The 14,693-nt window shown below is 45.8% G+C and carries 10 protein-coding genes and 1 pseudogene; 3 read left to right on the top strand and 8 right to left on the bottom strand.

The window, feature by feature from the left end:
* Nucleotides 1-116: 116 nt before the first annotated feature.
* Nucleotides 117-6,458, top strand: coding sequence for a CHAT domain-containing protein (locus tag NDI42_RS23315; protein WP_431191439.1), 6,342 nt, complete (start codon nt 117-119; stop codon nt 6,456-6,458).
* Between the two features lie 170 nt (nt 6,459-6,628).
* Here NDI42_RS23315 and NDI42_RS23310 read toward each other — a convergent pair whose 3' ends face one another.
* From NDI42_RS23310 to NDI42_RS23290, 5 genes are all read right to left on the bottom strand, one after another.
* Nucleotides 6,629-7,588: a PhoH family protein gene (locus NDI42_RS23310; RefSeq protein WP_190451751.1), complete on the bottom strand. Its 960-nt coding sequence runs from the start codon at nt 7,586-7,588 to the stop codon at nt 6,629-6,631.
* 306 nt (nt 7,589-7,894) lie between these two features.
* Entirely contained in the window at nt 7,895-8,350 is a 456-nt protein-coding gene (locus tag NDI42_RS23305; protein ID WP_190451749.1) for a KH domain-containing protein, read from the bottom strand.
* Nucleotides 8,313-8,573: a 30S ribosomal protein S16 gene (rpsP, locus tag NDI42_RS23300; RefSeq protein ID WP_190451747.1), complete on the bottom strand. Its 261-nt coding sequence runs from the start codon at nt 8,571-8,573 to the stop codon at nt 8,313-8,315. Before rpsP ends, NDI42_RS23305 begins: the two co-directional genes overlap by 38 nt.
* A 163-nt stretch (nt 8,574-8,736) precedes the next feature.
* A complete protein-coding gene (gene ffh / locus NDI42_RS23295; RefSeq protein WP_190419209.1) occupies nt 8,737-10,188 on the bottom strand; it encodes a signal recognition particle protein in 1,452 nt (483 codons plus the stop codon).
* 730 nt (nt 10,189-10,918) lie between these two features.
* Entirely contained in the window at nt 10,919-11,299 is a 381-nt protein-coding gene (locus tag NDI42_RS23290) for a histidine kinase (RefSeq protein WP_190419207.1), read from the bottom strand.
* Nucleotides 11,300-11,644: 345 nt separating this feature from the next.
* Here NDI42_RS23290 and gifA point away from each other — a divergent pair, with 345 nt between their 5' ends.
* A complete protein-coding gene (gene gifA, locus NDI42_RS23285; protein ID WP_190451745.1) occupies nt 11,645-11,845 on the top strand; it encodes a glutamine synthetase inactivation factor IF7A in 201 nt (66 codons plus the stop codon).
* A gap of 367 nt (nt 11,846-12,212) precedes the next feature.
* Here gifA and NDI42_RS23280 read toward each other — a convergent pair whose 3' ends face one another.
* The 3 genes from NDI42_RS23280 to NDI42_RS23270 form a co-directional block, all read right to left on the bottom strand.
* The gene (locus NDI42_RS23280; protein WP_190451744.1) at nt 12,213-12,905 is read right to left on the bottom strand and encodes an SAM-dependent methyltransferase; all 693 of its coding nucleotides are present in this window, start codon (nt 12,903-12,905) and stop codon (nt 12,213-12,215) included.
* Between the two features lie 206 nt (nt 12,906-13,111).
* Nucleotides 13,112-13,924, bottom strand: a complete 813-nt coding sequence (larE, locus tag NDI42_RS23275) for an ATP-dependent sacrificial sulfur transferase LarE (protein ID WP_190435328.1) — start codon at nt 13,922-13,924, stop codon at nt 13,112-13,114.
* A gap of 79 nt (nt 13,925-14,003) precedes the next feature.
* Nucleotides 14,004-14,450 carry an ATP-binding protein gene (locus NDI42_RS23270; protein ID WP_313930710.1) on the bottom strand — a complete coding sequence of 149 codons (447 nt, stop codon included), beginning with the start codon at nt 14,448-14,450 and terminating at the stop codon, nt 14,004-14,006.
* Between the two features lie 109 nt (nt 14,451-14,559).
* Between NDI42_RS23270 and NDI42_RS23265 the strand changes: the two are divergent.
* A pseudogene (locus NDI42_RS23265) lies at nt 14,560-14,693 on the top strand (IS4 family transposase); the annotation flags it as partial.

Raw genomic sequence — 14,693 nt, 5'->3', positions numbered from 1 at the left:
ATTCTCAACAAAAGGAGCCAAAGCCTCTCTTGTCCCATTTCCAGTTTTTGACAGGGAATGAGAAGAATGCTGAAGGCGATCGCATTCGGTGGGCAATACCCGCCCTGCTACTAGGAATGCTGTTACCAATATCAGCACAGGCCCAGTCTATTATCCCAGCTACAGACGGGACAGGCACAGTTAGTACACCCAATGGCGATGTCCTTTTAGGAGAACCTTCGGTTCGCTTCGACATTACTGGCGGCACTCTCTCCCAGGATGGGGCGAACCTCTTCCACAGTTTCACCCAATTCGGTCTGAGTCAAAACCACATTGCCAATTTTCTCTCTCATCCATCTATTCAAAATATCTTGGGGCGTGTCAGCGGCGGCAATCCTTCGATTATTAATGGTCTTATTCAAGTTACTGGCGGCAACTCCAACTTATTCCTGATGAACCCAGCAGGCATAGTTTTTGGTGCCAATGCCCAGCTAAACGTGCCTGCATCTTTTACCGCTATCACCGCCACTGGTATTGGTTTTGGTGACAATTGGTTTAAGGCTGTTGGGGCGAATAACTACGCTGCTTTAGTCGGGACACCCAGCACCTTTGCTTTTTCGGTTTCACAGCCGGGAGCAATTGTCAATGCAGGTCAATTGGGTGTTAATTCAGGACAGAGTTTAACTTTATTAGGCGGCACTGTAGTTAATACCGGGCAGTTGTCGGCACCGGGAGGTAATATCACCGTAGCCGGGGTGCCTGGTGAAAATATGGTGCGCCTCTCTCAAGCTGGACATCTGCTGAGTTTGGAGGTGGGGGCTGGGGACGGGGGGTTAGGGGCAGGGAATCCTAATCCTTTATCTTTACCCCAGCTGCTGACGGGTTCTGGTTTAGGGAATGCTACGGGATTGACGGTTAATAGTAATGGAGAAGTGCGGCTGACGGGTTCTGGCGTTCAAGTGCCAGAAGCAGGGGGGATAGCGATCGCATCTGGCACTATAAATGTATCTGGTGCAACTGGTGGCACAATACAAGTTTTGGGCGACAAGGTAGGGTTAATTGGTGCCAATATCAACGCCTCTGGAACTAATGGCGGCGGAAATGTGCTAATTGGCGGCGATTATCAGGGTAAAGGTACAGTACCGAATGCCTCTGGAACTTACGTCAGTCGCGACTCGCTGATTAATGCCAACGCTGACAACAATGGTAATGGTGGGCGCGTTATTGTATGGTCTGATAACGTTACTAGATTTTATGGCAATATCAGCGCTCGTGGCGGTGCTAACTTTGGTGACGGTGGCTTTGTTGAAGTCTCTGGTAAAGAGTTTCTAGATTTTAACGGTGGGGTGAATGTCTCTGCAATTAAGGGCAAAGATGGGACAATACTCCTCGATCCCAGAGATATTATTATTGAGCCTGATGACTCAAACCCTGATAATAATGCCGAAGTAGCGGACAGCCAAATTGTTTTTATTGATGGTGGTGTTACTGATTTCCAAATTGATGATACGGCCCTAACTGCTCTGACTGGCAATATTTTTCTGCAAGCACAACGCGATATTATCGTGCAACCTTTTACTTCACCGATAGTGTTTACCAATCAAACATTAGGTGAGTCAATTACTTTTCAAGCAGGTAGAGATATTCGCATCAACAGAGGTATTAGCACAGCAGGTGGTTCTATAGATTTGAGTGCTGGAAAAGATATAATTGTCACTCAAAATATTTTCACTTCTTCAGCTATAGGAGGCGGAGTTATTCGCCTTAACAGTGTCAACGGCTCTATTGATACCAGTTCAGCTATTCTTCAGTCAAGCAGTAGCAATGGTGCTGGCGGAGAAATTACCATCAATTCTACAAACGGTACTGTTAATACTGGCGTTATAAATTCTTCCTCTTCGTCGGTCAGCGCGAATGGCGGTGTAGTTACTATTCAAGCGGCTGGCAACGTTCTTACAAATACCATTGATTCCCGTTCGCTGTCCGGTGCGACCGGTGGGGAAGTTCGCATTACTAGCGGAGGGGGCATTCAACTCGGAGGTTTTATTCAAGCATCTGGTAATTTAGGAACTGGTAACGGAGGTGATATTACTCTACAAGCTGCTGGCGATATTGATATAAATACAAACCAAATTCTGGCGAATGCACCTGTTAATGGGGGAGATATTACCGTTAACAGTAGCAATGGCAGCATTTTGATGAGTAGTGGTGGTTCGCTGGTATCCAGCACTTCCACAGGGTTAGCTGGCAAGATTGATGTATCTGCACAAAATGATATTACTATTGCTCAACTAAACTCAGCTTCTACAGCTGGTACTGGCGGTGAAATTAAGGTGACAAGTACGCAGGGAAGTATCGATTCTCTGCAATTATTGTCTAACTCTGTTAGTGGCAATGCAGGCGCGATCGCTCTCACTGCTGCTAACGGTATTAATGCTAACTTTGTAGAATCTAGCACTCAAGGAGGGGGAACAGCAGGAGACATTACTTTTACAACCAGTAATGGCAATATTACCACAGGAGATATGTTCTCCAGAGCAGAAGTTAATGCGGGAACCGCTGGTAATGCTGGAAAAATTCAACTAACAGCAAATAATGGTAGCATTACTACCACTAATCTTAGATCCTACTCTAGTATTTCTTCTGGTTCGGGCAATGCTGGTAATGGTGCTGCTGTCATTCTCAATGCTGCTAATGGTATTACCGTAAATGGGTTGCTGCAAAGTGCTTCTCGCGTTGCTGGTACTGGCAATGCTGGGAATGGTGGTGATGCAATTCTTACAACTACTAATGGCGATATTAATATAAAAAACGCTTTGCAAACTAATGCTGAAACTGCTTCTGGAAATGCGGGGAATGCTGGTAATATTACGCTGAATGCTACTAATGGTAATATAACCACCAATCTTGTACAAGCTTATGTTAAGGCTACTGGTACTGGGGGAAATGCAGGCGCGATCGCACTTTTTTCCAACACAGGTGACATCACTACAGACGCTATTACCTTCGGTTCCAATTTGTCTAGTAGTGTAGATAACCCTTTGAATATCAACACTGCTGGTATCGTTAACATTAACGGTGATCTAAATAACAATGGTGCAGATATCTCTATTGGCGATATTGCTGCGCCTAAAGAAGTTAACTTAAATTTATCTACAGAGACTTTAGCTACCTCTGGCGGCGAGATTTTTATCAAGAGTTCGGAAGAACTGAATATTTTAAAAAATTTAGATACTGATGGCGGTAATATTACTCTTGCTGGGAACACAATTGACACTAACGCAGTTACTTTAGATTCCAGCAGTCTGACTGGCGATGGGGGAAAAATTGAACTTTCTGCCATTGGCGACATTACCTCTGGTGCTGTAAATTCTGCCGCTATTGTTTCAGGTAATGCAGGCGATATTATTTTTATCAGTAATCAAGGACAAATCAACAGCCAAGACGAGTTAAATTCAAGTTCGGTTTTAGGAAATGGGGGAAAAATCCAACTTTCCGCAACTAGCGATATTACTACAACAAACTTAAATTCGGCTGCTACTGGTGCTGGCAATGCAGGTGAGATTAATCTCATTAGCACTCAAGGAGCAATTAATACTCAAGGCGCGTTAAATTCTAGTTCCGTTTCTGGCAATGGGGGGAAAATTGAACTCGCTGCTAATAACAACATTACCACTGCAAAAGTTGACTCTTTCTCTGTTAATGGCACCGGAGGAAATATCAATGTCAATAGCACGGCGGGAGCAATTAACACAACCGGAGAATTGAAAACTGCTTCTGGTGGAAATGGGGGAGCGATCGCGCTTTCAGCCTTTGGCGACATTACTACAGATAAACTATCTTCTTACTCTGTTGTTTCTGGCAATGCGGGTAATATTACCCTCAGCAGCCAAACGGGAAGTATCAACAGCGGAAATTTTGATGCTGATGCTGATAATGGCACTGGTGGCGAAATTAAGCTTTCTGCTAATAACAACATTACCACTGGCAAATTAAATTTTGGTTCTATCGCCGGACTTGGCGGCGGTGCCTTGACAATTGATACTTTTGGGGTGGTAAATTTCACTGGAAATATTACCGCTCAGGGAGCAGATACTGTGGTAGGAAATGATATTAAACCAAGCAATATTTTGCTACCAAACAGTATCAACACCAGTGGCGGAGATTTTATCCTGAATGCCAGTAATGCGAATTTGTCGAGTTCTGTTACCACTGGGGGCGGAAATTTTGAGCTGAAGAGTCCGGGCGCGATCGCTATTTCCGGTACACTACAGACGGAGGGCGGCAAAATCACTCTTGCAGGCGCAACCATTGACACTAAGCAAGGCACTATTAACTCTAGTAGCGCTACGAATGGCGGAGAAATTGACTTTCAAGCCACCGGAGATATTCTTACAGGCTCCCTTGATTCCAGTACAGCAGGAATTGGCGGTAATATTACGCTTACCAGCGATCGCGGTGCTGTAGAAACCGAAAATCTCACTTCAAAAGGGACAACCCGTGGCGGGGATATCACCATTTCTGCTCTTAACCAGGTGATTACTGGCAATCTAGACTCTAGTGCGTCTTCAGGCGATGGCGGCAAAATTACCCTCACCAGCACCAGAGACGCCGTACAAAGCGGTAATCTAACATCTTCAGGATTGAGTAGTGGTGGGAAAGTTACTGTCTCTGCACGTTCGCGCATTCAGACTGGCGCGATAAACTCTAGTGCAACTGTGGGAGACGGTGGCGATGTCACCCTCGATCCGGAAAATGACATCCAGGTTGTCTCAATTAACTCCCAAGGTGGCACCCAAGGCAAGGGGGGCGATGTTGATATCACCACAGGGCGATTTTTCCGGGCGACTGACTCCTTCACAGATCAAAATGGTACACAAGCCAGCATTTCCACTGCTGGTGGTGCAGGGAATGGTGACATCACGATTCGACACGCTGGCGGACTCGTCGGTACTCCCTTTGTCGTCGGAGATGCCAGCGTCAACGGCACAGCAGGGGCCATTACCAGTGGAAATGATACGATAAAGCCGCAGCAATCTTTTTCCGGTGCGTACACTCAGGGCGATATTAAGATCCTTACTTTTACACCAGATGCAAGGGCGGCAACAACGTTCCTCGACTTCCAACTTCAGCCATTACCAACCCTATCCGCCAGCATTGATAACCTCAGCCCAGTTTTAGATAATTCTAGTATTTCTGCCTTGGAGAAGGCTTTTACCAACCAGTTTGAAAATTACATGGGTATTGAGGATACCTCGATCAAAAATCTGGAAGATGCCCAGAAGACAGTTCGTAATATTGAAGCAGCAACAGGCGTAAAACCAGCGCTGATATATATTGTATTTTTGCCTGCAAACGTTGCATCCGAGGAGGAAAATTGTAGAGGCGTTAGATGCAACGTTTCTACAATCCAAAATTCCCAAGATCAGCTGGAATTGATTCTGGTGACGGGTCAGGGGGAACCGATTCGTAAGAAAATACCTTCAGCTATGCGATCGCAAGTCCTCAAAACTGCTCTTGCCTTCAGCACCGAAGTAAGCAACGTACAAAGCAGTCGTCAGAAATACCTTCCTCTGGGTCAGCAACTTTATCAGTGGCTAATAGCCCCCTTGGAAGCAGATTTAAAAGCACGAGGCATCCAGAATCTAGTATTCATCACGGATATGGGGCTGCGTTCTGTACCCCTAGCTGCTCTCCACGATGGTCAAAAATTTCTCGTAGAACGCTACAGCGTCGGTCTGATGCCCAGTCTCAGCTTAACCGATACCCGTTACCGAAATATCAAAGATACGGAAGTTCTGGCGATGGGGGCGGCGAAATTTCAGAACAAACCGGCTTTACCTGCTGTACCTGCGGAGTTGTCGTTCATCACCTGTACAGGCAAAGAAAGTAGCGATCGCCCTTGCTGGAGTGGTAAATCTTTCCTAGACGAAGCTTTTACTCTAAGTAATCTCAAGACGCAACGCGGTGAACGCCCTTTTGGGATTGTACACCTGGCAACCCATGCAGAATTTAAGTCTGGCTCACTTAGCAATTCTTACATTCAGCTATGGGACACTCAGCTGAGATTGGATAGTTTGGGACAAATGGGCTGGAATAACCCACCAGTGGATTTGTTAGTGCTGAGTGCGTGTCGAACGGCAATTGGGGATGAAGAAGCTGAGTTGGGCTTTGCAGGGTTGGCGGTGCAGGCGGGAGTGAAGTCGGCGCTAGCAAGTCTGTGGTATGTGTCCGATGAAGGTACTTTGGGATTAATGACAGGCTTCTACAACGAATTAAAAAAAGCCCCAATCAAAGCGGAGGCGCTACGTCAGGTGCAGGTAGCGATGTTAAAAGGGGAGTTACGTGTAGAGGAAAACCAATTGCTTAGTCCTGATGGGAAAATACCTCTACCACCGACTCTGGGAAATTTCTCAAATCAACAGTTTACCCATCCTTACTACTGGGCGGCTTTTACGATGATTGGCAACCCTTGGTAATCGGATTATGACCCAATACGGTTCACTTAAAAATAGTTGTATAGCAATTCTATTTGAGTTGTGAGCCAGCACTTCAGATCCCCGACTTCTTAGAGAAGTCGGGGATCTGGCCTTCACGAATCATTTAGGATAATTCGGGCTGAATGCCAGTAGCAACAAACTATTGACTATTACTTTGCTTCGTGCTGTTCGTAAGCTGATACAATTCTCTCAACTAAGGGATGGCGAATGACATCAGTTTTGGAGAGATAGCAGAAGGAAATACCTTCAACTGACTGGAGGATTTTCTGAGCAACAGCTAATCCTGACTGTTGATGTCCAGGCAAATCTGTCTGGGTGATGTCGCCTGTAACAACCATCCGGGAACGGAAACCAAGGCGAGTCAGAACCATTTTCATCTGCGCTGGTGTGGTGTTCTGGGCTTCATCAACAATCACAAAAGAATTGTTGAGGGTACGACCGCGCATATAAGCTAGAGGTGCGACTTCGATAACGCCGCGTTCCATCAAACTAGGAATTTTCTCTGCGTCGATGAATTCATATAAGGCATCGTAGAGGGGGCGCAGAAATGGATCGATTTTCTGCTGTAAATCCCCAGGCAGAAATCCTAATTTTTCGCCTGCTTCTACTGCTGGACGTGTTAGGATGAGCCGTTCGTACTGATCGCTAAGCAGCGCCTGAACTGCTAAAACTGCTGCTAGGTAGGTTTTGCCTGTGCCTGCTGGCCCGATGCAGAAGGTAAGGTCGTTGGTGCGTACTGCCTGGATATACTGCCACTGGGGGAAAGTTTTGGCGCGGATTTCTTCGCCGCGACGGTTTCGGGCTAGAACTTCCTCTTGCATGGCTTGCATTTCGTCAGTGCGTCCAGTATCCACGGCGTAGGCGGCGGTGCGGATATCGACTTTGGTGATCCGCTTTCCGTCTTTCCAGAACGGTTTCAGGCTTCGCACTAACTCATAGCAACGGTCTACTTGTTGCTGGGTTCCAGAAATTATCAGTTCTTGTCCGCGCAACACTATAGTTGCACCTGTAGACTTTGCTAGGGCTTTGAGGTTTTCTTCCCGATCTCCCGCGAGGGCGATCGCACTATTTGTACTCGGTAGTTGTACTGTCTTAAAGGCCTCTATCATTTATATATTTATGTGAAAGAACGCCCGATTTATCGCTTTGCAGCTCCCAGCTTGGGCGTCCCAAAAAAAAGGCAATCATGTAATCTAAAAGGCAAAAGCCAAAAGAAAGAACTTGTAGGTTTTGATACTTTTTGCTTCATATCGGTCAAAAAACCACGATGAAGTATCGTTATTCAATCCCCCAGCTTTAGACATTGGATATTCTTTTTGCTTTTGCCCTTTTACTTTTGACAGATGAGTAGGTTCTGCTCATCTCCCCATCTCCCCATCAAAGCTAAACGCGATCGCTTGAGCGTTTGACAAGTTTTAATTGGTGCGGGATTTGGAAGAAGGTATTGGAGCAGACGGGCGACGGGGTGGATCTTTCTTGGGGCCTTCTCGGTTTTCCGGGGGAGTTTCAAGCGATCGCGCCGGACTTCCATAAATATCTAGATGTACAGATTGTCCAGCAGCAAGGGCAGCCGCTTCAATTACTGTCCGAATTGCCTGAATATTGCGCCCCCCTCGACCAAATACTCGTCCCTTATCCTCACCTTCAAAGGCAACCCTCAGCCAGGCTCGCGTGTTGCCTTGTGACATTTCACAGTCTACGCTCAGCGACTTTGGCGACTCTAAAAAGGGCTGCACCAAAAAATTCACCAGAGCGGCATAATCCGGTTGTACTCCCCCACGAGGGGACGTTCCTACTGGTTTGATTGTTGGAGTTGGTTTACCCAACCCGTTCTCATGTGGTGGCTCTTGCACGGGATTGTTCAAGGACATTAGCTTTTTGCAGAATCCGACGCACAGTTTCTGTGGGCTGCGCTCCTTCTTTGAGTCGCTTGGTTATGGCAGGCTCGTCCAACCTTACTTCATCGGTTCTGGGGTTGTAGAAGCCCAGTTCTTCCAGGGGACGACCATCCCGGCGGGAGGTGCTATGCACCGCTACAATCCGATAGCTAACTTCCCGCTTTTTGCCGAATCGCTTTAATCTCAGTTTGACCATGTTGATGAAGAATGCTCCTTATTGGATTTTAAGCTATTAGCCAGATCCACTTATGAGTAACGAGTTTTGAACTTACAATTATAACTCATAATTCATCGCCCGTTCTCTGTTTCTCTCGTTAAGAGTCTCTGACTCTTAACGAGAAACTGCTAATTTTTAACTTTTAGAGAGTGCCGAAGCCTTTCTTCTTCTTCTCCTTTTTCTTTTTCTTGCCTGGGTTTCCTGCCGAGTAGCCGCGCCAACCGGGTTGAGAAGGCTGATTACCGCCGCCCATGCCGCCCATGCCGCCGCCCATCATTCCGGGCATACCGGGGAAGCCGCCCATACTCATTTGCTGCATGGCTGTTCTCATTTTTGTGAAATCAGTTACCAGCTTGCTCACATCGGATTCTAGATAGCCAGCACCACGGGCAATCCGGCGACGGCGACTGGGAGACTTGGCTAATAAATCTGGGTTGGTGCGCTCCTGTTTGGTCATGGAATTAATCATTGCTTCCGTCCGCTTTAGCTGGGTTTCTCCCTGCTTGAGCTGTTCGTCGGAAATCTTGTTCATCCCCGGAATCATCTTGAGGAGTCCCCCCAGAGATCCCATATTCTTCAAGAGCCGCATCTGCTTGAGGAAGTCGCTAAAGTCAAACTTAGCCGAGAGCATTTTCTCCTGCATCTTCTCGGCATCTGCCAGGTCGATTTCCTCTTGGGCTTTCTCCACGAAGCCGATAACGTCTCCCATGCCCAAAATCCGGGAAGCCATCCGGTCAGGATAAAAAGGTTGCAGGGCTTCGACCTTTTCACCCACGCCGACAAATTTAATCGGCTGTCCAGAAATCTGCCTTACAGAAAGTGCCGCACCGCCACGACTGTCCCCATCCAGCTTGGTAAGGATGGCACCAGTAATGCCAATCTGTTCGTGGAAAGTACGGGTGAGATTTGCTGCTTCTTGCCCGGTCATGGCATCCACCACCAGCAATGTTTCGTGCGGCTGGACGGTTTGCTTGATTTTGGCTAATTCAGCCATCATGTCTTGGTCAATTTGGAGGCGACCAGCAGTGTCAATAATTACCGTGTCTACACCGTCTGCCTTAGCTTGTGCGACACCTTGCCGCGCAATTTCGACTGGGTTGGCGTCTGTACCAAGTTCAAACACTGGCACGTCAATCTGTTTGCCCAACGTCACGAGCTGGTCAATGGCTGCGGGACGATAGATATCTGTTGCTACCAGTAAGGTACTGCGATTTTGCTTGCGGAGATACAAAGCTAGCTTTGCCGTAGCTGTGGTTTTACCTGTTCCCTGCAAGCCAGCCATCAAGACGATGGTGGGAGGCTTATCGGCTGAGGCGATGGGAACATTGGTTTCTCCCATTACTTGCACCAGCTCATCGTAAACAATTTTGATGAACTGCTGGTCGGGGCGGACTCCTGAGATTACCTCAGCACCTTGAGCCTTGGCTTCGACATCGGCGATAAAATTTTTGACTACCTGGAGATTGACATCCCCTTCCAGCAATGCGCGACGAACTTCTCGCAGCGCATCTTGGATATTGGATTGGGAAATTTTGTCCTGACCCCGTAGTGTTTTCCAGGCAGATTCTAGGCGTTCAGCAAGTGCGTCAAACATATTATTTGTATTTTTTGGTTTAGATAATTATCCTGCTTATCAAAGTGATGAGGATTAAGTGGGAGAGGAACTCAGGGTAGAGGGGATTATTAATTGCCAATTACCCATTGTCAATTACTCATTTGATAACTGCTCCCGAAAGCGCTGTGAAAGGGCATTGGTTATATTAACCAATTTTTGTTTAAAAAAAATGCGATCGCAATATTCTTAGTGGATCTTTGTGAGAGGGGTTAGACACCCTCTGGGAAGACAGTATCATTTGTGTAAATTAATACGATTACATAACCTGCAATTGTGGAGAACATTGAAACTAAGATCGGCTGGTTGTCTCTTAAAGCTGAAACTGTGGTAGTTTTAACCCCTATCTATACAGGGTAATTGTTTTCGCGCTTGTCTGTGATGCGGTTTCAAGCTTGAGTTTGACTCGTATCAACCAGACTTCCACTACTTCTTATTAGTAACCAGAAGCCTTTTGTAAACGCCGACATTGAAACGGGAAGGGTACAGACGGTGCCAGGGATCACTGAAAGCCAGTTTGCCCGCGTGTGGGACGAAGCAGCAGCTTAAAAGGGAAAAAGGCAGAAGAAAGAGGAAAGATTCTTTCTTTTGCCTTTTTTTGCCCTTTTTTGAGACTCACAACTTACTATAGCCTAGCCATATCTCGTTTCAAGCCAGAGGCGATCGCTGTGCTTAGCTTTTCAAGAGGATTGCGATCGCATAAAAGCCTTTCTTAGGAAGCGCTCAGGACGGAGTCTGGACGACACGCTTTAAGTCCCAGCGCGGGATTATTACGATAGGAAGCTTCTGGAACCCAGACATTGACACTGCGATCCAAAGATACACAGTAGATATATCCCACATCCTGAGCGAACTTCATTCCTACTCGCAAGTTAGAAAAATCGTCTTCACACATCTCGTAGCCGAACCGCACCAGAATCTGAGCCGCTAAGCACTCAGGTGTATCGCTGTTTTCTCCACAGGTTTCTCGTTCTTGCCAAAACTTATCTAGAAATCGCTTGAGAATCGGTAAAACCTTATTAGGGCTACCATTCCGGCTGGCATAAATGATGACAGGGTTGCCCTCTACGAGAATATGACACGAAGTAAGCATTTTTTTATTTCCTAGTCAGTTATATCTTCTGGACTGAGCTACAGAGTTGATGTCTTCCCAATATATGTCTTTAGCCTACCTATCTGAAGTATTAAATCAAACTTTTGGAGGATGTAGTAGTTTCAGATTTGTCTGTTGTTCGTCAAATTCTACAGCCTTTGCCTGCCGACCAGTATCGGCTATGCAAAATCGGAATCGCGATGCTACCTGATCCCAAGATTATTTGTGAATTTTTGTTTAAAAACCCGTTTTGTAAATTTAGATACAGAATTTTCTGTTATATTGAATAGGTAAGGGAAAAGAAAGACCTTTAAACATCACTTAAGCAACACGGAGAAACCTGGTATGTCTACTCAAGAACAAGCTCGCGCCCTCATGATGCGTCATCACCACATCATCAAGAACCGTCAGCAGTCCATGCTAGGTCGCACAGCAGCTGAAGTTGGTATGGATGTTGAAGGCTCTGAATACTGGAACCACATTCAAGGGCAGCCTCATCCCAGCTTCCGAGCCACCTATGACCGCAGCAATGCTTCACTGAGCTAGGTTTATTGCAATTAATCGGCTAGAGTCCGTTTTGGATAGTGGTGTAACAATTCAATAAGGCTTTCCAAAGCCTGTGAATAAATGAATCGATTTGAATCAGGGCGTTCTTCAAGCAGAAGAATGCCCTGAAGCTTTTTGAGCGTAGTTGGGGAGCCACCCCTATGCGTCGATTAAGAGCGCACGAGAGTGCATGGCTGTTGAAGAATTTTATTTTACCTATGCGTTTTGGGTTAAATTCTCAAAGACCAAACGTACAACTATAGCGTTTCTCAGTTGGGTGGAATATATCCCGCTTCTGACGTTCAGTGTTCAGCCCACCTTGGTTAGGACATGGCATTGCCATGTCCCTACAGATGTATCGCACTCATCACTCCTCATTTTTTTGCAATACCCGCAACATTTTGTTGCCACCTTTTTGAAATTCATAAGGTACTTGTTTAATTTCCACGTTGTAGCCTTGTGCTTCTAATTCTTTCATAACTGGCAAAAGCATTGGTGACGCTTCTCCAGAAAGATGCAAAAGGGGAAAAATTCGCACTTCGTTGGCAACGCGGCAAAGTTCGATAATTGAGTTGATGTGAAAGTCTTGTGAGAGAAAATCAGAATAGGTGAATAAGAAATGACCGCACAAGGCTAAATCAAATTGATTGGTGTTGAAGGGCAAAACAGGTAATTCAGCGGGTATGTATCGCTTTTGTTGAATGCCTAAGGGCAAGTCTTCGAGAAATTGCTGCATGGCTGACATCCGAATTTTTCCCATTTCTTCTGGTGACTGGATATTCTGCCAAACGTATCTGTCGAGGTTGGATTGAACGCCGTCTATAACTTTTTGGTAGGTTTCTTGGATACGCTGTTGAATTTCACTGGCGGTAAACTGATAGACGGGATCGCAAGATATAACTTTGTACCCTTGGCGTGTCATCTCAATATTAAAGCTGGCAGGGCCACCAGCACAATCAAGAATTGTCCTCTGGAGGTCGTCAGGAGTTAGATGAAACATCCCAATGTATTCTTTTAATGAACGTCCCCAAGGAATGACACTTTCAAGCTTTAATCCCATATGTTTTTTTAGCGCGATTTTATTTAGTAGCTACCCAATAGTTTCCTTGACTTGTTAAAAGCTAGAGACTGGGAATGCTCCCCTTCAAGGTAGAGTCTCGACCTTCACAACTAGAGGTTCTGCCAAGTTCTCGTTAAGAGTCTCTGACTCTTAACGAGAGAAAGTTAGGTTTAGCGGCTTGGGAGGTTCAAGACGCATTGACGACGTTAAACTTTCTGCAACAAAACTTGATTTAATTTGCCGCTGCGGTAGCCTTCTAAATCGAGGGTGACGTAGATAAAGCCGAATTCCTGAAAGGCAGAAACTAGAGTTGGTAAATCAGTGGTTAAGACAAATTCTTTGATTTGCTCTGGTGATAACTCAATTTTGGCCGTATCGCCATCGGAACGGACTCGGAGATTAGATAAACCTAGCTTACGCAGATAAATTTCGGCTCTTCCGACTCGTTGCAGTTTGCTGACGGTGATTTCTTCGCCGTAGGGGAAGCGGGAACTCAGACAGGGTTGGGCAGGTTTATCCCACCAGGAAAGTCCTAATTGTTTGGAGATTTGTCGTACTTCGGCTTTGCTTATTGTGAGTTCTGCTAAGGGCGATCGCGCTCCTCGTTCTTTCGCCGCCTGAATTCCTGGTCTATAATCTCCTAAATCGTCGGCGTTGACACCATCCACGACGTAGGGATAACCGAGTTCAAGGGCTAACGGTTTCAGGGTGTCGTGCAGTTCGCTTTTGCAGAAATAGCAGCGATTGACAGGATTCGAGGTGTAGTTGGGGTTGTCCATTTCGTGAGTTTGCACGACTTTATGGGCAATTCCAATTGCTGCTGCTTGGATACGAGCATCTTCTAGTTCTTCTGGAAGAAGAGAAGGAGAAACGGCGGTTACGGCTAAGGCGCGATCGCCTAAAACGTCATGTGCAATCTTGGCAACTAAGGTGCTATCGACGCCTCCGGAATAGGCAATCAGAGCCATTTCCATTTCTGCAAATAAGGTTTTCAGTTGCTCAAGTTTTTGATCAATCATGGTTAGTTAAAAAAAAAATTGAACCGCTCCAGGCAAGAAACTACACACAGGAAGAGAATGCTGCATGAGAGTTACTTTTTTACGGTAGCGAATTTTGGGTGGTTTTTGATGAATCTAGGGGCTGTATTGGCAGGTGTAATGTAAAGCAGGAGACGCTTAAGAGTTTTGACTTTACTGTAATTTCGCCACCGTGTAGTAATGCCAGTTTGCGGCATAGAGCCAAACCTAAACCAGTTCCTTCATATTGGCGATTCAGTCCGCTATCTAGCTGCTGGAACGCTTCAAAGAGGATAGTTTGCTGGGCTTCGCTAAGCCCAATACCAGTGTCAATCACTGAAAATAAGATGGTGTCTGCGGTTTTTTCTACCTTAAGCGTTACTGAACCAGCTTCTGTAAATTTCACTGCATTAGACAGCAGGTTTACCAAAATCTGTTCCAAGCGGTGGTTATCAGCTATGCAAGTTGTAATATTTGGCGCAATATATACTAATATTTGTAACCCTTTTTTTTGCGCTTGTTCGCGCACAAGTTTAACAGCATCCAGACCAGTAATGTTGAATGTTAAGAAAGCCTCAATAAAAATAGCCCAAAATCTGTTATATTTTGGACTATCAATCTAAATATATCTATTGATAATGATTATAAATTCCTTCCCGAAGATTGTCAAAGATATCCTCAGAAGACTACCAAAAAATGATTATCCAGTGTTGAACAGTCGTCTGTTCTTTGAGTGTTGGCTATCTTATGCCCTGGATAACAGCTTAACGAG

Source organism: Funiculus sociatus GB2-C1, from assembly GCF_039962115.1.
Classification (GTDB): domain Bacteria; phylum Cyanobacteriota; class Cyanobacteriia; order Cyanobacteriales; family FACHB-T130; genus Funiculus; species Funiculus sociatus.
This window is presented reverse-complemented; position numbering and strand designations above follow the sequence as displayed.

Coding starts and splice junctions, on each gene's coding strand:
- gifA (WP_190451745.1), top strand. CDS start 11,645: ATGTCTACTCAAGAACAAGCTCGCGCCCTCATGATGCGTCATCACCAC.
- NDI42_RS23280 (WP_190451744.1), bottom strand. CDS start 12,905: ATGGGATTAAAGCTTGAAAGTGTCATTCCTTGGGGACGTTCATTAAAA.
- NDI42_RS23315 (WP_431191439.1), top strand. CDS start 117: ATGCTGTTACCAATATCAGCACAGGCCCAGTCTATTATCCCAGCTACA.
- NDI42_RS23305 (WP_190451749.1), bottom strand. CDS start 8,350: ATGTCCTTGAACAATCCCGTGCAAGAGCCACCACATGAGAACGGGTTG.
- larE (WP_190435328.1), bottom strand. CDS start 13,924: ATGATTGATCAAAAACTTGAGCAACTGAAAACCTTATTTGCAGAAATG.
- ffh (WP_190419209.1), bottom strand. CDS start 10,188: ATGTTTGACGCACTTGCTGAACGCCTAGAATCTGCCTGGAAAACACTA.
- rpsP (WP_190451747.1), bottom strand. CDS start 8,573: ATGGTCAAACTGAGATTAAAGCGATTCGGCAAAAAGCGGGAAGTTAGC.
- NDI42_RS23310 (WP_190451751.1), bottom strand. CDS start 7,588: ATGATAGAGGCCTTTAAGACAGTACAACTACCGAGTACAAATAGTGCG.
- NDI42_RS23290 (WP_190419207.1), bottom strand. CDS start 11,299: ATGCTTACTTCGTGTCATATTCTCGTAGAGGGCAACCCTGTCATCATT.